This window comes from Geothrix edaphica (assembly GCF_030268045.1).
GTDB lineage: Bacteria > Acidobacteriota > Holophagae > Holophagales > Holophagaceae > Geothrix > Geothrix edaphica.
In genome coordinates this window covers 464,998-483,974 of record NZ_BSDC01000003.1, presented here as the reverse complement: position 1 = coordinate 483,974, position 18,977 = coordinate 464,998, and the positions used below count along the sequence as shown (strand labels likewise).

The window sequence follows — 18,977 nt, the reverse complement described above, 5'->3', positions numbered from 1 at the left end:
ACGACGATCCGCGCCACGGCGCGGGGATACATGCCCCGCGTTCTCCAGGGCCGGGGCTGGGTGCTGGCGGCCCTGGTCATGGCGCCCGTGGGCCTCAGCCTCCTCATCTTCACCATCAGCCGGATGCGGGGGCTCGACGCGAACCCCGGCGAAGCCCTCCGCATCTTCCACGAGGGGCTGGTGAAGATGATGCTGCCCATCATGGCCCTGGTGGCGGCCCCGGCGGGCATCCGCGAGGACCTGGAGCAGCGCACGCTGCCCCTGCTGCTGGTGCGCCCCGCGCCCGCCTGGGCCCTGCCCCTGGGGAAGGGCCTGCCCTGGTTCGCCTGGGGGGCCGCCTGGCTCATCCTCGGAGCCCTCGGCCTTCAGCTGGTGGGGGGCGATCCCGCCCTGCTGCCGGGCCGCATCCTCGCGCTGGTGAGCGCCTGGTGGGGCGAGCTGGCCCTCATGACCCTGGTGGGCCTGGTCTTCAAGCGGGGCACGCTCTGGGGCGCCCTGTACTTCTTCCTGTGGGAGCCGCTGGTGCGGATCTTCCCGCCCTTCCTCCAGCGCCTCACCTTCACCCACCACATCGAGAGCCTCGCCGGCAGCCGCGCGGCCCAGGTGCAGGCCAACCAGCTGCTGGCCCAGGAGCAGGTGACGACCCACCCGGCCCTGGCCCTCCTCGCCCTCCTGGCCTTCGGCGCCCTCTGCTGGGCCCTCGCCGGCTGGAAGCTCCAGCGCACGCCCATCGGACTGGCGGGAAGCGAAGCGGAGGGCTAGGGACTCGATCGGCTTCTAACGGCAAAAGGAGAGGTCGGGTGGGGCCCTAGCTCTTTCCGGTCCGGAGGAGGAAGGCGCGGTTGGCGGTGGCGTCCTTGTCCTGGGTGCTGTTGGGGGTGCGGACCCAGACTTCCAGCCGGTAGTCGCCGGGCTCGAGATTCGCGGGGATGGACCAGGTGGCCACGGCGCTGTAGTCCTGGACCAGGGTCCGGTCGTGGCCGTGGTGGAGGTAGAAGCGGTACTGGTAGCCGGAGGCCCCATGGCCGACCGCGGTGAAGGTGACCTCTTGGCCCACGGTGTAGGGTCCGTTCCTGTCTGGATCCAAGGAGACGCGCGTGCCCGGCGGCGTGGGCTGGGTGATGAAAAAGGGCAGGGCCTGCAGGTGGCTGAGGCTGGGCGAATGGCCGCTGACGGCTCCACCTTCGTCGCCGTATGCCGCGACCAGGTACAGGGTGTGAACGCCGAGGCCGGTCGGTGGCAAGGTGAGGCTGAACTCGGCAGGGTTGGCGCCCGCCGCGCTGGTGCGTGTGGCCTGCTCCCAGCCTGTGCCGCCGTCATCCACCCAATGGTAGAGGGCGGTGGGCGCCGGGTCGCTGAGGCCGTTCGCGCTCCCGTAGGCCGCCGAGGTCGAGAAGGCGCTGGTCACAGTGGCCTTGAAGGAGGGGCTTGGGTTCGTGGTCGCGTAGAGGTTGTCGTTGGCTACGGTCCAGCGGTCCACCACGCCTGAAGCGGCGATGGCCACGGGGGTGGGCCGGGCGCCATCCACGTCGAGGGACCACAGGGGCCCGAAGTAATCCACCATGTAGACCTGGTTGGTCAAGGGATTCAGGGTCAAGGCGTAGGGATACCAGCCGACGTCAATCGTCTGCGTACCGTTCGTCATGCCGTCGAGAACCACCATCGGGTTATTAGATTGGCGCTCCACGAAGGTGTAGATGCGGTTGGTCACGGAGTTGACGGCGATCGTCTGGGGGTACAGGCCCACGGGGACCCGTGCTACTTGAGCGTGGGTCGCTGCGTCGAAGACCAGGAGGTCGCTTCCGAAGAAGTCCGTGGCATAGACCCGGTCCGTTCCAGGGTTCACGGCGAGGCTCTCCACGTTGCCATCCGCCACGATCGGCGTCAGGGCATTCGTCGCGCCATCGAGCACGAACAGGGTCCGACCCCTTCCATCCGTCACAAAGACCTTGTTGAGAGCAGGACTCACGGCGATGGCAAAGGGTGGGGTCGACTCGTAGGGGGAACTCCCCGTCAAGGGCAGGGTGGTGGCGGCCAGGCTCTCGCCGTCGAGGATGGTCAGGGCTGGAGGGGGAGAGTTGCCCACGTAGATCCGGTTCGTCGCAGGATTGACCGCCAGTGGACCGGGGCTCACCAGGATCGACGAGGTGGCAAGGGTGGCTCCGTCCAGCACCGTGATGGTGTTGTCGTCGGAGCCTACGTTGGGAATGTAAATCTTGTTCGTCACAGGGTTCAGGACCAGGGCGCCCGGGTGGCCGCTCACGGGCACGGTGACCGTGGCATGGGTGGCGCCGTCGATCACCGCCACGGTGCCGCCTGATTCCCCATTCATGGCGCCATGGGCCACATAGATCTTGTTCGTGACGGGGTTCACCAGGGGCGCTCCGGGGTTGCCGGGGAAGCCCCCTAGGCTCACGGTCGAGGTGGTGTTGGCGCGGAGATCGATGACCTTCACCCGGCCGGGTTCGCTCACGTACAGCCTGTTCGCCACGGCATTGAGGACCGGAGCACTGACCCAGGAGCCCATGTCCAGGACCTGCTTGAGGTTCACGGCGCCGTCGATGACCGACACGGTGCCGCCTGAGCCGCCACTCGAGCCGCCATGGGTCACATAGATCCGATTCGTGATGGGGTTCGTCGCGATGCCGGCGCCGCCGCCCACGGTCAAGGTCGCCACCGTTTGGGTGGACCCATCGATCACCGTCAGCGTGTCGCTGGTCCCGTGGGTGACGTAGACCTTGTCCGTCAAGGGGTTCACAGCGATGTCCGAGGGGTTTGAATCCACGGGAATCGCGGCAAGGGCCAGGGTCGTGCCGTCGATCACCATCATGGCGGTGACGCCCGCGATGTAGACCTTGTTCGTCACGGGGTTGACGGCCACCCGCTGGGGGCGCTGGTCCAATGCCAGGGTGACCGTGGCCTGGGTGGCCCCGTCGATCACCGTTTCGGTCTGATCATCGTAATTCGAGACGTAGATCTTGTTGGTCACCGGGTTCACGGCGATCCCCGTGGGATGGAGGCCCACTTCGACGGTGCTTGCGGTGTTCGAGATCCCGTCGATCACGCTGACGGTGTGTCCGGGAATGCGGCCCCCACTTGGATCGAGGTCCCCGAAGTTGGCCACGTAGATCTTGTTCGTGACCGGGTTCAGGGCCACGGCCCTGGGCCGGTTCTCCACGATCACCGTCGCGGTGGCGTTCGAGGCCCCGTCGATGACCGTCACGGTGTAGGCAGGCCGGGGATCTGGAGATCGATAGGGGGGCTCGGGGCCGTAATTGGTCACATAGATCTTGTTGGTCACGGGATTCACGGCGACGGCCGCAGGGGACACGCCCACGGGCACCGTGGTGGTGGCGTTCGTGGCACCATCGATGACGGTCACGGTGCCATCGAGGGCATTCGCCACATAGATCCGGTTCGTCACCGGGTTGATGGCAAGGGCCATGGGCTGGTGGCCCACGGCCACCGTGACCCCGGCGCCTCTCGCGCCGTCGAGGACGGTCAGGGTGTCGCTGGCGCTGTTCACCACGTAGATCTTGTTTGTCGCAGGGTTCACCGCCACGGCGCCGGCGCCGTTGCCTGCGGGCATGGTGCCTACCACGGCCTGCGCCCGGGCGGGGAGGGCGGTCCACAGCAGCCAGGCCGTGCAGCCCAGGAGCCGCAGGACGCGGGCCTTGAGGCTCGGATAACCAGGTTCAGGGCGGAGATCCGTGCCGCGGGTTGACTGGCTGTGCGCGGTGGGCTGCTCGGTTGAAACAAACGGGCTGAAGTTCATGGGCGCTCCCGGATCATGACGGTGGATCCACCGTTCGGATGGACGGCCCGGGCCTCTCCGGGCGAGGCGGCGAAGGTCGGCGCGGGAGACTCGGTTCCAGTCCAGCCCCCAGGTGGCGGTTCCAGAACGCTCGGGAACCCAGCGAGCAGGCCGCTCGTCGGGATGGTTCAGGACTGTGCCGACGTTCACGCCCCTTGCCTGAAGAGGTGGACCTCCATTGATGATGTGAACGGCTCGAATGGCCTGTTGAGCAATGTAGGACCTTCACTGGTCAAAGCAAGATTGAATCAATGCAAAATGACTGTTTTTTCAGATGCCTTGAAAGAGCTGGATGCAGCAGCGTCAGGGGTTCGTGATGAACTTTTCCAGGTTGAACTGTCCGTTCAGCTTCCTCTCCCAGGGGTGCGCAACTCCTACCTTCGGCGGTCCACGGTTCCGGCCTGTAAACTGCAAGGATGCCGCATGCTCTGCATCACACCCTCACCCCCGAAGGCACCGAGATCCTGATCGAACCCATCTCCCATGTGCGGAGTTGCTCGGTGGGGTTCTGGGTGCGCCGGGGTTCGCGCCACGAGGGGCCGGCGGAGGAGGGCCTGGCCCACTTCCTGGAGCACACGGTCTTCAAGGGCACCGAGGCCTACCCCACTCCGGATGAAGTGGCCGCGGCCACAGACCGCCTGGGCGGCCACCTGGACGCCTTCACGGGCAAGGAAGTGGCGTGCTTCTACGGCAAGGTGCTGGCGGACCAGCTGCCCGAACTGATCCACCTGCTGGGGGAGCTGGTCACCTCGCCGCGTTTCGAGGCTGAGGAACTGGCCCGGGAGCGCAGCGTCATCCTGGAGGAGATCGCCCAGAGCGAGGACCAGGCGGACGACTGGGTGAGCGAGCTCTTCTACGGCGGCTTCTGGGAGGGCACGCCCCTGGCCCATCCCATCCTGGGCCGCCGCGACCAGGTGTCGGGCTACGGGCCCGCCGAGGCGCGCGCCTTCTTCGACCACACCTACCGCGCGCCGAACCTCGTGGTGGTGGCCGCGGGGGCCATCGAACCGGATTCCTTCCAGGACCTGCTGAAGCCCATCCTGGAGCGCCTGCCCAAGGGGACGGACCACGCTCCCCCCAAGCCGGCCCGCACCCAGCCCTTCCTGTTGAACGTGCCCCGGAAGGACCTCCAGCAGGCCAACCTCGTAATGGGCTTCCCGGCGCCGGATCACCGCTCGCCGGACCGGGCCGCGGCGCACCTGCTCAGCTACGTGCTGGGCGGGGGCATGGCTTCCCGGCTCTTCATGGAGCTGCGCGAGCGCCGCGGCCTCTGCTACCAGGTGGGCAGCTACCTCAGCCCCTATGCCGATACCGGCGCCCTCCAGATCAGCGCCAGCTGCGCGCCCGCGCAGCTGCGCGAACTGGTGCAGCGCACCATGGTCGAGTGCGCGCGGATCCGCCAGACGGGCGTGGCGGCCGACGAGCTGGAGCGCGCCAAGCTCCAGGCCCGCACCAGCCTCGTGTTCAGCCAGGAGAGCAGCAGCAGCCGCATGTTCAACCTGGCCCACCAGGCGATCCATCAGGGCGAGCTGCGCAGCCTCGACCAGCAGATGGCCGAGATCGAGGGGGTGACGCCGGAGGACCTGCTGAGCGTGGCGCAGGATCTGCTCGACCCGGCCCAGGTCGGCCTCAGTGCCCTGGGCACGCGGCGCGGCTGCGACATCCGACCCCAGGACCTGGTGGCCTAGGAGCTGGGCAGGGCCCGGGCCAGCCGCCTCACGGCCTCTTCCAGCTCCCCTTCGTCCAGCGCCGAGAACCCGAGGCGCAGGTTGGGCAGGGGCCGGCCCTGGAAGTCGAAGGCGCGGCCCGTGATGAGGCTCACGCCTGCCCGTCGCGCCCGCACCGTCCAGGCTTCCGCATCGATCGCCGGGTCCACGCGCAGCCAGAGGCACATGCCCCCGGCCGGAAGGTCGAAGGTCACGGCCCCGCCCAGGTGCCGGTGCAGCGCTCCGGCCAGGGCCTCGCGCCGGGCCTGGTAGATCCGCCGCATCTTCCGCGCATGCCGCTGGAGCAGGCCGTCCTCCAGGAGCTCCGCCGCCGCCCGCTGGAGCACCTGGTCCCCCTGGCCGTCGGCGGCCTCCCGGCGGGCGGCCAGGAGCTCCACCAGGGCGCGGGGGCCCGCCACGAAGCCCAGGCGGAGCCCCGGGGCGAGGATCTTCGACAGGGTCCCCAGGTAGATCACCACGCCGTCCGGGTCCTCGCAGGCCAGCGGCAGCACGGGGCGGCCCTCGAAGTGGAACTCGTTGTCGTAGTCATCCTCCAGGAGGGCGATCCGGTGGCGCGCGGCCAAGTCGAGCAGGCGCATGCGGCGGGCGGCGCCCATGGTCACGGTGGTGGGGAACTGGTGGTGGGGGGTCAGGTAGACCGCGCGGATCGGGCCGTCGGCCAGCCTCGCCGCCAGGGCCTCCACCCGGAGGCCCGCCTCGTCCACGGGCACGGGCACCAGCTCCGCCCCCGCGGCCTGCAGGGTGGCCCATGTAGCGGGGTAGCCGGGGTCCTCCACCGCCACCCGGTCGCCGGGCCGGATCAGCGTCCGGGCCACCAGGTCGAGGGCGCCCTGGCTGCCGCCCGTGATCATCAGGCGACCCTCGTCCACGGCCAGGCCGCGCATCTCGGACAGGAGCCGGGCCAGCGCGGCGCGCAGCCGCGGCTCCCCCCGCGCATCCCCGTAGCCGAGCAGCTCCCGGGCGCCGAGGGCGCGGCGGTAGGCCCGGGCCAGCAGGTCCGTGGGCACGAGGCGCAGGTCCGGCACGCCGCCGCCGAAGGCCAGGAGGCCCGGCTCCCGGAGGCTCCTCCGCGGGCGCGGCGCCGGCAGGTCGTAGCCCGGCCGGCCCGTCGCGTCGGCCCGCGGGCCGGCCGGGGCCTGGGGCAGGTCCCGGGCGATCCGGGTGGTGCGCTGCTCGGCCACGGTCCAGCCCTCGGCCTCCAGCTCCCGGTAGGCGGCCAGCACGGTGTTGCGGTGGACGCCCAGCGTGTCGGCGAGGGTGCGGGAGCCGGGCAGGGGGTCTCCCGGACGCAGCCGGCCGCGCCGGATGTCCGCCCGGATGGCCTGGGCGATCTGCTGGAAGACCGGCTCCCGCGAGGGGCCGGTCTGGAGGGCGACGGGGAAGGTCCAGGGGCGCATGGTCTAGTTGTAATGACAAAAATGGATCTTTTCAATGTGCCATGCCGCCCGATCCTGGAGATGGCCACCCGGCCTCGGAGTCCCCATGCGCACCTCGAAACCCCATCCCGAACTCGCCCCCAAGGGCTTCCAGGGCCTGCTGCAGGTCGTCCGGCATGTCAGCGCCTCGGGGCTGGACCACGGCCTGCTGCACCTCCTCGAAGTGCGGGCCTCCCAGCTGAACGGCTGCGCCTACTGCATGGACATGCACGCCACCGCGGCCCTCGAGGGGGGCGAGTCCCAGCGCCGCCTGAACCTCCTGGCCGCCTGGCGCGAGGCACCCGGGTTCTCGCCCCGGGAGCGGGCCGCCCTGGCCTGGACCGAGGCGCTGACGGAGCTGGGCCGGCACGGGGTCGACGACGCGCTCTACGCGGCCACCCGGGAGCACTTCAGCGAGCAGGAGGTGGTGGACCTGACCTACGCCATCGCCCTCATCAACGCCTGGAACCGCCTGGGCGTGGGCCTGCAGCCTGATCTTCCGGGGGTGCCCGCATGAGCGCCGCCCTGACCTACCGCCTGGACCGGATCCCGCCGGTGGACGCCATCCGCGCCCTCTACGCCGCCGCGCCCCTGCGCCGGCCCATCCACGACCCCGAGCGCATCCGCCGCATGTTCCAGGACTCCAACGTGGTGATCACCGCCTACGACGGGAACCGACTCGTGGGCCTGCTCCGCGGCTGGACGGACTTCGTCTGGGATGGCTATGTCTGCGACCTCGCCGTGCATCCGGCCTTCCAGAAGGCAGGCGTGGGACGCCAGCTGCTGGACCTGGCGGTGGGCCTGGGCGAGGGCATCCAGTGGGTGCTCCAGGCCGCGCCGCTGGCCCGGGACTACTACGCCCACGTGGGCTGGGAGAAGATCGAGAACGCCTGGAAGATGAACCGCGCGGGCTGGACTCCCACCTCCTACGAGACCTACCAGGCCGAGCACGCGGACCTGGCGGCGAGGGCCTGATGACCAGCCCCGCCTCCCGCGCCTTCGACCGTTGGGCCCCCCGCTACGCGCGCCACTACGCGCGGTGGGCCCTGGGCCTGGCCTTCCTCTCGGGCATCGCCTCCCGGTTCGGGTGGTGGGGGCCGGGCCGGGGCTACGGCACCTTCGCCAACTTCATGAAGTACACGGCCCAGGTGAACAGCTTCATGCCGGCCCGCACCATCCCCTTCCTGGCCTGGGCGGCCACCGTCGCGGAAGCCAGCCTGGGCCTGGCGCTGCTCCTGCCGCTGCGGGACCGGGCCGCCCGGGGCGTGGCCCTGGCCAGCGCGGCCCTCCTGGCGGTCTTCGGTCTCGCCATGGCGGTGTCCTTCGGTCCCAAGGAACCCCTCGACTACTCTGTCTTCTCCGCGTCCGCAGCGGCGCTGCTCCTGGCGCGCCGCCCTGAATCCGAGGCTGCATGAACGACCTGTCCCTCTACCTCGTGTCCGTGCTGATCTGGGGCTCCACCTGGATCGCCATCACCTTCCAGTACGGGCGGGTGGCCCCTGAAGTCTCCGTGGTCTACCGCTTCGCCCTCGCCGCCCTCCTGCTGGCGGCCTGGTGCCTCCTGCGGGGGCTGAAGCTCCGCTTCACGCGGCGGGAGCACGGCTGGCTGGCCCTCCAGGGCGCCCTGATGTTCGGGATCAACTACGTCTGCGTGTACCTCGCGGAGCAGCGGATCCCCTCGGGCCTCATGGCGGTGATCTTCTCCCTGCTGGCCATCCTCAACCTCCTCGGCGCGCGGCTCTTCTTCGGGACGCCGGTGGCGCGGAAGGCCCTCGCGGGGGTCGCGCTCGGCATCGCCGGGGTGGGCTTGGTGTGCCTGCCGGGTACGGGTTACGGCGCCGGGTCCCTCCAGGCGGGGCTTGGCCTGGCGCTGGGCGGCACCGTGGCCGCCAGCCTCAGCAACCTGGTCTCCCAGCGCAACCAGCGGCACGGCATCCCGGTCATGCAGGGCAACGCGGTGAGCATGGCCTACGGCGCGGCCTTCGTGGCCCTCTACTGCGCGCTGGCGGGCCGGTCCTTCACCTTCGATGCCTCGCTCCACTACCTGGGCTCCCTGGCCTTCCTGTCCGTGTTCGGGTCGATCCTGGCCTTCGGCGCCTACCTCACGCTTGTGGGCCGCATCGGGGCGGGTCGGGCGGGCTACGCCATGGTCGCCATCCCCGTGGTGGCCCTGGCCCTCTCCACGGCCATGGAGGGCCTCCGGTGGCACTGGGGCCTGGCCCTGGGCGCGGCCCTCTGCCTGGCGGGCAACCTCCTCGTACTGCCTGGGACCCGCCGCCCCCGCTTGGCCCGGGCCTGAGAGATCATCCGAACCGATAGACTGGAGGCATGACGAACACCGCGCCCATGCCCTGGGACCGCCCCGCCCCCGAGCGGGAGGGGCTTCCTTCGGCCTGGTCGCTGTTCCCTGAGGATCTGGCTGCGCTCGGGTGCCCGGGCAGCGCGCTGGAGACCTTCAAGCGCCTGCACCGGCCCTGGACCTGGAGGGACGGCGCGCCGGACCTGGGCTCGGGCATCCGCCGCTGGCTGGAGGGCGTGGCGGACCTGCGCCTGCCGCGCCTCGCGGAACGGCAGCCCTCGTCGGACGGCTCCACCAAGCTGGCCCTGGAGCTGGCGGACGGCAAGCGCATCGAGGCCGTCCACATGCCGCGCAAGGTGCGGAATCCCCGCGTGACTTACTGCATCTCCAGCCAGGTGGGCTGCGCCATGGGCTGCACCTTCTGCGCCACCGGCAGCATGGGCATCCTGCGCAACCTCCAGCCCGGCGAGATCCTGGGTCAGGTGCTGGCGCTCATGTCAGCCCTCGGGCCCGACCGCGGCCATGAGCTCACGCTCGTGTTCATGGGCATGGGCGAGCCCCTGCACAACCTCGACCACCTGCACCGCGCCATCCGCCTCATGTGCCACCCGGCGGGCCTGGGCCTGGGGAAGAACCGCATCACCGTGAGCACCTCGGGCCTGGTGAGCGGCATCGAGAAGCTGGCGAAGCTGGAGCCCCGGCCCCTGCTGGCCCTCAGCCTCAACGCCACCACCGACGAGTCGAGAAGCCGCACCATGCCCGTGAACCGCGTCTGGAACCTGGCGCGGCTGCGGCGGGCCCTGGACGACTGGGGCCCCAAGCGCGGCGAGAAGTTCTGTTTCGAGTACGTGCTCATCGCCGGCGAAAACGACACCGAAGCCGACGCGCAACGTCTGGCGGACTGGCTGGGCGACCTGCGCAGCGGCCACAACCTGAACCTCATCCCCATGAACGAGCATGCCGCCAGCGCCTTCCGCGAGCCCGGCGAGGATCGCGTGCAGCAGTTCGCCGAGTGGCTGAAGGCCCGCGGCTGCTTCGTCACCGTCCGCCGCAGCCGCGGCCGCGATGTGCAGGGCGCCTGCGGGCAGCTGGTGAAGGGCCGCTGAGCGGCTGGATCAGGGCGTCTCCTCGGAGCGCCTCCGCAGCCACTGGAAGGCCCGGGGCACGCCGAGCACCAGCAGGGCCGGGCCGCCGATCCACACGACTTCGGTGCCCAGGGAGAACAGCAGCCAGTCGAGGAGCTTTCCCGAGAGGGGGATGGGCGACACGAAGATGGGCTGCCAGACGCAGACAAACCGCGCCTCGGAGAAGGGCAGCAGGAAGGCCACGCCGGTCCCCCCGAACGTGCAGGCGTCCAGCAGGCTGTGGGACAGGGCGGCGGACAGCAGGCAGGCCCAGAGGCGGGGGCTGCGGAGCTGGGACCGGAACCCCATCAGCATGGCCGTGGCGGCCAGGAGCAGCAGGGCGAGGAGGGAGTGGCTCATGCCCCGGTGGGCCAGGCTGGTGCCATCGAGCCCGAGGAAGGTGGTGAACCAGTCCAGGTCCGGGGCCACGGCGCAGGCCGTTCCGAAAGCCAGGACCCGGCGGGGCGGTCGGCCCTGGTGGAAGGCTGCGCTGATCGTGAGGCCGGCCAGGGCGTGGCCGAAGACGGAGGACATGGGGGGATCCCTGAGGTCGGGAGCGGGTTGGGGCCCGCTCGGAAGGCGCCTGGCCGGACCCGCATCGGGTGCATGTCCGCCGGCAGGGAGCGCGAGCCTCCAGGGTATCCGCTCCATCCCGGCCCAGCCAGCGGGGGGTCACTCCTCGACGGCGAACACCACCTTCTCGTTCTTGAAGCGGGAGGGGGCGAGGAGGTCCACCGTGGCGGTCTGACCGTCGGCCCCGAGGGTCAGGCGGTAGTGCTCGCCGGCAAGGAGGGAGCCCGGAACGACGATCACCTTGCCGATGCGCTTCAGGCCCAGGTCCTGGGCCCGGATGACGAGGGAGGCGCCGGTGCGGAGGTCCAGGTGCTGGGTGAAGTCCGCATCCCGCCACTTCGGGCCCGAGTGGTCGAGACCGAACAGGGGGACTTCGATGATCCCCTCCGCCTCCAGCGCGGCCCGTCCGCCCACCCGGTAGTGCAGGGAATTCAGCCGGGCCAGCTGGTCGGCGTTCTCCCACTGGAGCCGGGCCTGGCCTTCGAGAAAGCCCAGCCGCTCCGCCTGGATGCTGGAGATCTCCCGCTCGATCTCCCGCTTCTGGTTCTCCAGGACGCCGAGCTGTCTCTGGAGTCGCCGGCTGGCGGCCACCGCGGCGTCGCGCTGGCGCGGGAGGGGGTCCGGCTCCTGGCGGTCCAGGTCCCGGGGCGCGATCGCCGCCCCGCCCTGGGAGACCCAGGTGCCGTACTCGCCGTGGACGTAGAAGTGGTAGACCTCGAAGCCCGGAGCCAGGCGCTCGGACAGGGGCACATGGCTGAGCGCCTGCCGGGCCGCCTCCTCCGGGAGGCCCCGGCCCTTGAGGAAGCGCAGGGCCAGCCCGTAGTGGCTGTCGTTGGCCCGGGCGATCTCCGGCGGGGGGAGCGCCGTCTTGAGGCCCATGAGCCGGTCGCTCAGCGCCTGGAGCTCCGCCTCCTTGTCCAGGATCTCCTGGAGGAGGCCCCGTCGGGAGCTGTCCCGCTCGGTGCGGAGCCGCGCCTCCAGGGCGTGCTTCTGCTCCGCCGTCAGCAGCATGGGACTGGCATCCAGGCGGAGGTTCCGGACCCCGACCAGGGCCAGCCGCCGGAACTGGGCGCTCCAGGCCTGCCGGAGTTGCCGGCCCGCCTCGTCGGCCTGGGCCGCCTGCTCGGTCAGGACGCGGATCTGCGGATCCTCGCGCTGGCAGGCCAGGAAGGCGGCTGGAGCGAGCACCAGGAGGCGCGGTACGGACCATCGTTGGCCGGCGCGGGCCATGACCCTCCTGAACAGGACGGCCCGGGATGCCCGGGCCAGAGGTCGAGTCTACGCGGGGCCCGGGCCCCGGCCAAGGAAGCGCAGGGTCCCGCCCGGCAGCGGACCTGGGATTTCCCTTTGCGCCGCCCCGTCCCCGCCTGGGAACCTGGGACCATGCGCATCCCCGTCCACCAGCTCCCCCACGGCCTCGGCCTCGACCTGCCGGTGGCGGCCACGGCCCACGCGGCGGGCATGGACCTGCGGGCGGCGGTCCCCGAGGGCGAGACCTGGACGATCGCCCCGGGCCAGCGACGGCTGGTGCCCACGGGGCTGGTGCTCGCCATCCCCCCGGGTTTCGAGGGTCAGGTGCGGCCCCGCTCGGGCTTGGCCCTGCGCCACGGCCTCACGGTGCTGAACGCCCCCGGCACCATCGACGCCGACTACCGCGGCGAGGTGCAGGTGCTGCTCATCAACCACGGCGAGGCCCCCTTCGAGCTGCGCCGGGGCGAGCGCATCGCCCAGCTGCTGGTGGCCCCGGTGGAGAGCTGGACCTGGCTCCCCGAGCCCAGCGTCGAAGCCCTGGGCGACACCGGGCGCGGCGCTGGAGGCTACGGCAGCACGGGGCGCTGACCCGCCGGATTTTCCACCACCCGGTTCCGACCGCCCTCCTTGGCGCTGTAGAGGGCGGCGTCGGCCCGGGCCAGGATGGCATCGGGAGCGGCATCGCCTGCGTCGAAGGTGGTCAGGCCGATGCTCACCGTCAGGGTGATGGGACCCGCGCTGGACTGGACCGGCGTGTGCGCCACCTGGCTCCGGAAGTGCTCGGCCAAGGCCATGGCGCCCGCCTGGCCTGTGCCCGGGAGCAGGATGCCGAACTCCTCCCCGCCCAGGCGGCCGAAGAGGTCCAGCCGGCGCAGCCGCAGGCGGGCCAGCTCCGCGAGGTGCTTGAGCGCGAGGTCCCCGGTGGCGTGGCCGTGGGTGTCGTTCACCTGCTTGAAGTGGTCGAGATCCAGCAGCAGGAAGGCTGCGGGCTTATGGAAGCGCTTGTGGCGGGCCAGCTCCAGGTCCATCTCCTGGAGGAAGCGGCGGCGGTTGGCCACGCCCGTGAGGGGATCCGTGGTGGCCAGGCGCTGCAGCTCCGCCTCCATGGCCTTGCGCTGGGTGATGTCCTCCTTGACGGCGAGGTAGTGCGTCGTCCGGCCGCTGGCATCCACGACGGGGGAGATGCGGGCCAGCTCCCAATACTCCTCGCCGTTCTTCTTCCGGTTGACCAGCTCCCCTTCCCAGGGAAGCCCCCGGTCGAGGGCGGCCCACATGTCCTCGAAGGTCTTCCGGGGGGTGTGGCCGGACTTGAGGATGCGGGGATTCTGGCCGATCGATTCCGCCAGCGTGTAGCCCGTGGACCGGGTGAAGCCCGCGTTGACGAACTGGATGTCGGCGTGGGTGTCGGTGATGACGATGGAGGCGACGCTCTGCTCGACCGCGGCGGACAGGAGGCGCTGGGACTCCGCCAGCCTCTCCCGCTCGGTGACATCCTGGCCGAGGGCCAGCAGACCGATGATGGCGCCGTCGGCATCCCTGAGGGGCTTGTCGTGCCACTCCACCAGGATCCTGTGCCCATCCCGGGCGATGATCTCGCTGGTGTTCGCGGTGCTCCGCCCTCCGGCGACCGCCTCCAGGAAGCGCGCCCGGGCCTCGTCCTGCTCCGACTCCGGCGGGAAGATGGCGAACCAGTCGGCGTTCTGGAGTTCCGATCGGGCGTAGCCCGAGAGCTCCTCCATGAAGTGGTTGAGGCGGAGGATCCGCCCCTCCAGGTCGAGGACGATGACGATGGCCTGGGCCGTGTCGATCAGCCCTTCCGCGAAATCACGCTCCCGGCGCATGGCCTCTTCCAGGTCCTTCCGATCCGCGAGGGCCCGGGCCGCGGCCGCGTGGGCCTGCTCGAGGCTCTCGGCGAGGCGGCCCTGCTCCAGACCCAGCCGGATCGAGACCTCGAGCATCCTGTGCAGGTGCTTGGCTCCCGAGAGGATGTAGCCCATGAAGACGAGGCTCGTGAACCCGAAGGCCCACTGGACGGGGGTGTGGGCCTTGATCAGGACCGCGGCCGCCATGGGCAGGCCGGCCAGCGCCACGAAGGTCCGGAGGGCCGCCGGGACGGAGACCAGGAGCGGCATCACGCCGGCGACCATCCCGGCTACCACCAGGCCCGTGAACAACCGCGCCCCTTCGCCGCCGGTGAACACGAACAGGAGGGCGCCCGCGCCCCAGCTGGCGGACAGGAAGGCCGTGGCCCGCACATAGCGCCGCTGCCAGGCCAGGGGCGTCTCGGCGTTCGGGGAGATGGCGTGGTGCCGGGCCAGCGCGTAGCGGGCGGTGCCCGCTGCAGCGATCAGCGCCCACCAGCCCGCGGCCAGCCACGGCGGGGCGCCCTGGGTGGCGTTCACCCCGGCCAGCAGGGCGGCGTTGACCAGATGGGCGGCCCAGGTGAAAGGGGCGTTCCTGAAGAGCTGATCGGTCAGCCGCCGTTGGGTTTCACATTCGACGTCGGAAAGGAGGGAGGTTGCCATGCTTGGGTCCTGAGAGGCCGGTTCCGCGGAGGGGCCGCGAATGGACCACCCCTCTCTCTTCGGCCGGAAACCCTCCGGCCTGGAATTCCAGTTCAAACAGCTATAGGATCGGTCTCCCATCCCGGAGGTCCCATGCGCGCTGCCGCCCTCGCCCTCTCCCTCGCCGCCCTGCCCGTGTTCGCGGGCCAGCCGCTCACCTACTCGGACGGCGCCACGAAGCTGGCGGGCTACCTGTCGAAGGCCGCCGCCGCGAAGGGCAAGGCGCCCGGCGTGGTGGTCATCCACCAGTGGATGGGGCTCACGGACCACGAGCGCAAGGTCTCGGATGAGCTGGCCAAGCTGGGCTACGTGGCCCTGGCGGCAGACATCTACGGCGAAGGCGTGCGCCCCGCGAGCACCGCCGAGGCCGGCAAGCTGGCCGGCGCCTACAAGGGCGACCGGGCGCTCTACCGGCGTCGCATCGCCGCGGCCCTCGACGCGCTGAAGGCCCAGAAGGGCGTGGATGCCTCGCGCCTGGCTGTCATCGGCTTCTGCTTCGGTGGCACCGGGGCCCTGGAGGCTGCGCGGGCCGGCCTGCCCGTGAAGGGCGTGGTGTCCTTCCACGGTGGTCTGGATGTGCCCGCGGGCTTCCAGCCCGGTCCCGTCACCGCCAAGGTGCTGGTCTGCCACGGTGCGGACGATCCCTTCGTGCCCGCCAAGGATGTGGCCGCCTTCCAGGAGGAGATGCGCGCCTCCAAGGCCGACTACGTGTTCGTGGCCTATGCGGGCGCCGTCCACGCCTTCACGCAGAAGGAGGCCGGCAGCGACAACTCGAAGGGCGCCGCCTACAACGAGGCCGCCCATCGCCGCAGCTGGCAGCACATGAAGGACCTCTTCAAGGAGATCTTCTAGCCGTCCGTACAGGGCTGCGCCCCGCGGTCGCGGGGCGCAGCCTGAGAAGGAGCTAGTTGGCGCGGTTGGGATAGCTGGGCTTGGGCGTGGCCATGGGCGGGTTCTTCTTGATTGCCGCTTCCACTTCCTGGATGGCACGGTCCAGCTGGGGATCCCGGCCCTGGGCCAGGAGCGCGGGATCGTCCATCACTTCGATGTCGGGCTCCACGCCGTGGCCCTCGACGATCCACTTGCCTTCCTTCGAGTAGATCCCGAAGGTGGGCACGGTCACGTTGCCGCCATCGATGAGGGCGGGAGCCCCGCTGATGCCGATGAGTCCGCCCCAGGTGCGGCGGCCGATGAGGGGACCGAGGCCGGCCTGGCGGAAGTAGTGGGGGAAGAGGTCGCCGCCGGAGCCGCTCCAGCCGTTGATGAGCATGGCCATGGCGCCGTTGGGGGCGATCTGGGGCCACTGCCAGTCCTTGCCGTCGCGCACGCCCCAGTAGTTCAGGGTCCTGCGGCCCAGCATCTCGATGAACCGGTCCGGGATCTGGCCGCCGCTGTTGAAGCGCTCGTCGATGATCAGGCCGGCCTTGTCCCACTGGCCGCGGAACTGGCGCACCAGGTCGTTCTGGCCGCCGATGCCCGTGTCGGGCACGTAGACGTAGCCGATGCGGCCGCCGGAGGCCTTCTCCACGTATTTCCGGTTGGCCTCGATCCAGGCCCAGTAGCGCAGCGGGTAGTCGTTGGCCACGGTCTCCACCAGGAGGTCCCGGGCGCCGTCCAGGGAGGGCTTGTCATTGACGGTGAGCAGCACGGTCTTGCCCGCCAGCCCCTGGAAGGCCGCCCAGGGATCCGTGCGGGGATCGAGCGGGGTGCGGTTCACGGCCAGGAGGTAGTCGCCCTCCTTCACCTGGAGGCCGGGCTGGGCCAGGGGGCCGCGGGTCTGGGCATCCCAGGGCGCGCCGCGCAGGATGGTCTTGAAGCGGTAGGCGCCGTGCTCCAGGGTGAAGTCCGCGCCCAGCAGGCCCACGCCGAGGCGGGCCGGCAGCTCCTGGTCGCCGCCGCCCCGGTAGGCGTGGGAGGCGTTCAGCTCGGCGATGAGCTCGCCGATGACGAAGTTCACGTCCTCGCGGGTCACGCAGTCCTTGAGGAGCTGGCCATAGCGGGCCTTCATGGCCTTCCAGTCCACCCCGTGCATGCCGGGGTCGTAGAACATGTCGCGCTCCAGACGCCAGGCATCGTTGAAGATCTGCTGCCACTCGGCCTGGGGGTCCACCGTCATCATCAGCTCGGTGGTGGGGAGCTTCTTCTCGAACTTCTGCTCGGGCTTGAGGTCGATGAGGGCGTACTCCTGCTTCCGGTTGACCAGCACCTTCTTGCCGTCACCGCTGAGCATGGCGCCATCCAGATCCGCCAGCACGGCCTTCTCCTCACGCTCCTCCAGGTCGTAGGTGTACAGCGTGGCCGTGACGCTCTCGGCCATGGGATTGATGTGGGCGGCGCGGCGGTAGACCAGCTTGCCCTTGGTGGCGGCCAGATCCGCGTAGTAGCCCGCGGCGGGGGGCAGCAGCACCATCCGGGCCTCCAGGCCCTCAAGATCGATCTCCACGGCCTTGGGGGCCTCCTTCTTGGCCTCCTCCTTCTTGTCGGCGCCGTTGCCGCCTTCCTTCTTCTCCTCCTTCTTGTCGTCCTTCGCCGCGTCCGCATCGTTGCGGGGGGCCGTGGGCGAGGTCACGTCCCTGCGGAGCGGGATCGCCGCCAGCCGGGTGGTCGCGGCGTAGATCCAGGTGCCGTCCAGGTCGCTGTAGGTGGGAGCGAACTGCTGCCCCGTGCTGAGGAAGAGGTACTTGCCCTCGGGATCGAAGGCGGGATCGCCGGCGTTGTAGAAGGGCGAGGTCACTTGGTGCCGCTGGCCCGTCTTCGTGTCGTAGAGGACGATCACGCTGTTGCGGTTGGGGGTGTCGAGCGGGAAGGCGAACCAGCGGCTGTCCGGCGACCAGCTGGCGCGGAAGTCCTCAAGCGGGCCCTCGGACAGGAAGAGCCCCTTGTCGACGGCCTGGACCTTGCCGGTGGTCAGGTCGCAGAGGTTGATGCGCATGGCCTGGTCGGCGAAGACCACCTGCTTGCCATCCGGGGACCAGGTGATGCGGTAGCGGAAGCCGGGGCCCAGGTGCGTGACCTGGCGCTCCTGGCCGGAGCCGTCCGCGGGCCGCACGTACAGCTCGTACTCACCCGTGCGGTCGCTGAAGTAGGCCAACTGCCTGCCGTCCGGCGAGAGGGCGGGGTGGCGCTCCGCGGCGCCGGAGGTGCGCGTGAGATTGACGACGTAGCCCTTCTCCGCGGGCACGGAGAAGACCTCGCCGCGAGCCTCGAAGAGCACGCGCTTGCCCTGGGGCGAGAGCGTGGGGTGCTTGATGAGCTTGCTGGCGTTCTCCTCCCGGGGCCGCAGCGTGGCGCGGTCGGTCACGACCTCGACCTTCACCTCCACGAGCTTCTCGGAGGGCAGCTCGATGCGGTGGAGCCGCCCGCCGGCTTCGAGCACGATGTCGGAGGGACCGATGGCCGGGAAGTGGGCGTCGTAGTCCTTGAAGAAGGTGATCTGCTTGAAGGCCTTTGTGGCCAGGTCGTAGGACCAGACATTCGCCCGCTTGGCGCTGTCCCGGTCCGAGAGGAAGTAGAGCTTCCCGCCGTGCCACATGGGCTGGGAGTCGTTGGAGCCACCCTCGCTGGGCAGGCGGCTGGCGGTCTTCTTCGCCAGGTCGTAGAACCAGATCTCCGAGGCCATGCCGCCGCGGTAGCGCTTCCAGGTGCGGAAGTCCGTGGCGACGGGCTGGTAGGCCAGGACCTTCCCATCCGGCGACAGGGCGCCGAACTCGGCGTAGGGCAGGGGCAGCGCCTGGGGCAGGCCGCCGCCCTTGGCCACTGTGAAGAGCTTGTTGAAGCGGTCCTTGCCGGATTCCATGCCCGAGGCGAAGAGGATGGCCTTGCCGTCCGGCGCCCAGTCCACCATGCGGTCGGGCATGGGGTGGTGGGTGATCCGGGTGGGGACGCCGCCGGTCACGGGCAGGGTGTAGACGTCCAGGTTCCCGTCGTAGTTGCCGCTGAAGGCCACCTCCCGGCCGTCCGGCGAGAAGCGGGCGAAGGACTCCTCGCCCTTGGGTGTGGACAGCCGCTGGGCCACGCCGCCGGCCTTGGGGACGAGCCAGAGGTCGTTCGCGTAGGTGAAGACGATCTGCGTGGCCGACACATCGGGGTAGCGGATCAGGCGGGCGTCGATCTGGGCCGCCGCGTTGACGGAGGCTGCCACGACGAGGGCAGTGGCGAAGAAGGGCAACAGGCGCATACGGCTCTCCGGGTTCCTGAGGGGTCCAGGCAT

Annotated in this window: 15 protein-coding genes; 9 read left to right on the top strand and 6 right to left on the bottom strand. The window is 70.3% G+C overall.

From position 1 onward, the window contains the following. Positions 1-30 precede the first annotated feature (30 nt). On the top strand, positions 31-762 hold the full coding sequence (locus tag QSJ30_RS12990; protein ID WP_285609915.1) for a hypothetical protein: 732 nt from the start codon (positions 31-33) through the stop codon (positions 760-762). Between the two features lie 46 nt (positions 763-808). Here QSJ30_RS12990 and QSJ30_RS12985 read toward each other — a convergent pair whose 3' ends face one another. Beyond that, positions 809-3,775 (bottom strand): hypothetical protein, encoded by a 2,967-nt coding sequence (locus QSJ30_RS12985; protein WP_285609914.1) that lies wholly within the window; start codon positions 3,773-3,775, stop codon positions 809-811. 455 nt (positions 3,776-4,230) lie between these two features. Between QSJ30_RS12985 and QSJ30_RS12980 the strand changes: the two genes are divergently transcribed. Continuing rightward, the gene (locus QSJ30_RS12980) at positions 4,231-5,502 is read left to right on the top strand and encodes a M16 family metallopeptidase (protein WP_285609913.1); all 1,272 of its coding nucleotides are present in this window, start codon (positions 4,231-4,233) and stop codon (positions 5,500-5,502) included. Here the strand turns inward: QSJ30_RS12980 and pdxR are convergent. Continuing rightward, positions 5,499-6,938 (bottom strand): MocR-like pyridoxine biosynthesis transcription factor PdxR, encoded by a 1,440-nt coding sequence (gene pdxR, locus QSJ30_RS12975; RefSeq protein WP_285609912.1) that lies wholly within the window; start codon positions 6,936-6,938, stop codon positions 5,499-5,501. The genes QSJ30_RS12980 and pdxR overlap by 4 nt on opposite strands. Positions 6,939-7,023: 85 nt before the next feature. On the opposite strand from pdxR, the gene QSJ30_RS12970 reads away from it, so the two are divergent. From QSJ30_RS12970 to rlmN, 5 genes are read left to right on the top strand one after another with little or no spacing between them, the layout of a single operon-like run. Beyond that, a complete protein-coding gene (locus QSJ30_RS12970; protein WP_285609911.1) occupies positions 7,024-7,473 on the top strand; it encodes a carboxymuconolactone decarboxylase family protein in 450 nt (149 codons plus the stop codon). Beyond that, positions 7,470-7,931, top strand: coding sequence for a GNAT family N-acetyltransferase (locus tag QSJ30_RS12965; protein WP_285609910.1), 462 nt, complete (start codon positions 7,470-7,472; stop codon positions 7,929-7,931). The genes QSJ30_RS12970 and QSJ30_RS12965 overlap by 4 nt, the downstream gene beginning before the upstream one ends. After that, positions 7,931-8,371: a hypothetical protein gene (locus QSJ30_RS12960; RefSeq protein WP_285609909.1), complete on the top strand. Its 441-nt coding sequence runs from the start codon at positions 7,931-7,933 to the stop codon at positions 8,369-8,371. Before QSJ30_RS12965 ends, QSJ30_RS12960 begins: the two co-directional genes overlap by 1 nt. Beyond that, positions 8,368-9,255, top strand: a complete 888-nt coding sequence (locus QSJ30_RS12955; protein ID WP_285609908.1) for a DMT family transporter — start codon at positions 8,368-8,370, stop codon at positions 9,253-9,255. The genes QSJ30_RS12960 and QSJ30_RS12955 overlap by 4 nt, the downstream gene beginning before the upstream one ends. Before the next feature lie 29 nt (positions 9,256-9,284). Continuing rightward, a complete protein-coding gene (rlmN, locus tag QSJ30_RS12950; RefSeq protein ID WP_285609907.1) occupies positions 9,285-10,361 on the top strand; it encodes a 23S rRNA (adenine(2503)-C(2))-methyltransferase RlmN in 1,077 nt (358 codons plus the stop codon). Between the two features lie 9 nt (positions 10,362-10,370). Here rlmN and QSJ30_RS12945 read toward each other — a convergent pair whose 3' ends face one another. Beyond that, positions 10,371-10,913, bottom strand: coding sequence for a metal-dependent hydrolase (locus QSJ30_RS12945; protein WP_285609906.1), 543 nt, complete (start codon positions 10,911-10,913; stop codon positions 10,371-10,373). Positions 10,914-11,051: 138 nt separating this feature from the next. Then, entirely contained in the window at positions 11,052-12,182 is a 1,131-nt protein-coding gene (locus QSJ30_RS12940) for a hypothetical protein (RefSeq protein WP_285609904.1), read from the bottom strand. Between the two features lie 153 nt (positions 12,183-12,335). Here QSJ30_RS12940 and dut point away from each other — a divergent pair, with 153 nt between their 5' ends. Continuing rightward, positions 12,336-12,791, top strand: coding sequence for a dUTP diphosphatase (gene dut, locus QSJ30_RS12935; protein WP_285609902.1), 456 nt, complete (start codon positions 12,336-12,338; stop codon positions 12,789-12,791). Here the strand turns inward: dut and QSJ30_RS12930 are convergent. Beyond that, on the bottom strand, positions 12,770-14,728 hold the full coding sequence (locus QSJ30_RS12930; RefSeq protein WP_285609900.1) for a sensor domain-containing diguanylate cyclase: 1,959 nt from the start codon (positions 14,726-14,728) through the stop codon (positions 12,770-12,772). The two genes, dut and QSJ30_RS12930, sit on opposite strands and share 22 nt — an antisense overlap. Before the next feature lie 132 nt (positions 14,729-14,860). Here QSJ30_RS12930 and QSJ30_RS12925 point away from each other — a divergent pair, with 132 nt between their 5' ends. Beyond that, positions 14,861-15,619, top strand: a complete 759-nt coding sequence (locus QSJ30_RS12925; RefSeq protein ID WP_285609898.1) for a dienelactone hydrolase family protein — start codon at positions 14,861-14,863, stop codon at positions 15,617-15,619. A 52-nt stretch (positions 15,620-15,671) separates the two neighbouring features. On the opposite strand, the gene QSJ30_RS12920 is transcribed toward QSJ30_RS12925, so the two are convergent. Beyond that, the gene (locus QSJ30_RS12920) at positions 15,672-18,944 is read right to left on the bottom strand and encodes a S41 family peptidase (protein WP_285609895.1); all 3,273 of its coding nucleotides are present in this window, start codon (positions 18,942-18,944) and stop codon (positions 15,672-15,674) included. Positions 18,945-18,977 lie beyond the last annotated feature (33 nt).

Coding starts and splice junctions, on each gene's coding strand:
- QSJ30_RS12990 (WP_285609915.1), top strand. CDS start 31: ATGCCCCGCGTTCTCCAGGGCCGGGGCTGGGTGCTGGCGGCCCTGGTC.
- QSJ30_RS12985 (WP_285609914.1), bottom strand. CDS start 3,775: ATGAACTTCAGCCCGTTTGTTTCAACCGAGCAGCCCACCGCGCACAGC.
- QSJ30_RS12980 (WP_285609913.1), top strand. CDS start 4,231: ATGCCGCATGCTCTGCATCACACCCTCACCCCCGAAGGCACCGAGATC.
- pdxR (WP_285609912.1), bottom strand. CDS start 6,938: ATGCGCCCCTGGACCTTCCCCGTCGCCCTCCAGACCGGCCCCTCGCGG.
- QSJ30_RS12970 (WP_285609911.1), top strand. CDS start 7,024: ATGCGCACCTCGAAACCCCATCCCGAACTCGCCCCCAAGGGCTTCCAG.
- QSJ30_RS12965 (WP_285609910.1), top strand. CDS start 7,470: ATGAGCGCCGCCCTGACCTACCGCCTGGACCGGATCCCGCCGGTGGAC.
- QSJ30_RS12960 (WP_285609909.1), top strand. CDS start 7,931: ATGACCAGCCCCGCCTCCCGCGCCTTCGACCGTTGGGCCCCCCGCTAC.
- QSJ30_RS12955 (WP_285609908.1), top strand. CDS start 8,368: ATGAACGACCTGTCCCTCTACCTCGTGTCCGTGCTGATCTGGGGCTCC.
- rlmN (WP_285609907.1), top strand. CDS start 9,285: ATGACGAACACCGCGCCCATGCCCTGGGACCGCCCCGCCCCCGAGCGG.
- QSJ30_RS12945 (WP_285609906.1), bottom strand. CDS start 10,913: ATGTCCTCCGTCTTCGGCCACGCCCTGGCCGGCCTCACGATCAGCGCA.
- QSJ30_RS12940 (WP_285609904.1), bottom strand. CDS start 12,182: ATGGCCCGCGCCGGCCAACGATGGTCCGTACCGCGCCTCCTGGTGCTC.
- dut (WP_285609902.1), top strand. CDS start 12,336: ATGCGCATCCCCGTCCACCAGCTCCCCCACGGCCTCGGCCTCGACCTG.
- QSJ30_RS12930 (WP_285609900.1), bottom strand. CDS start 14,728: ATGGCAACCTCCCTCCTTTCCGACGTCGAATGTGAAACCCAACGGCGG.
- QSJ30_RS12925 (WP_285609898.1), top strand. CDS start 14,861: ATGCGCGCTGCCGCCCTCGCCCTCTCCCTCGCCGCCCTGCCCGTGTTC.
- QSJ30_RS12920 (WP_285609895.1), bottom strand. CDS start 18,944: ATGCGCCTGTTGCCCTTCTTCGCCACTGCCCTCGTCGTGGCAGCCTCC.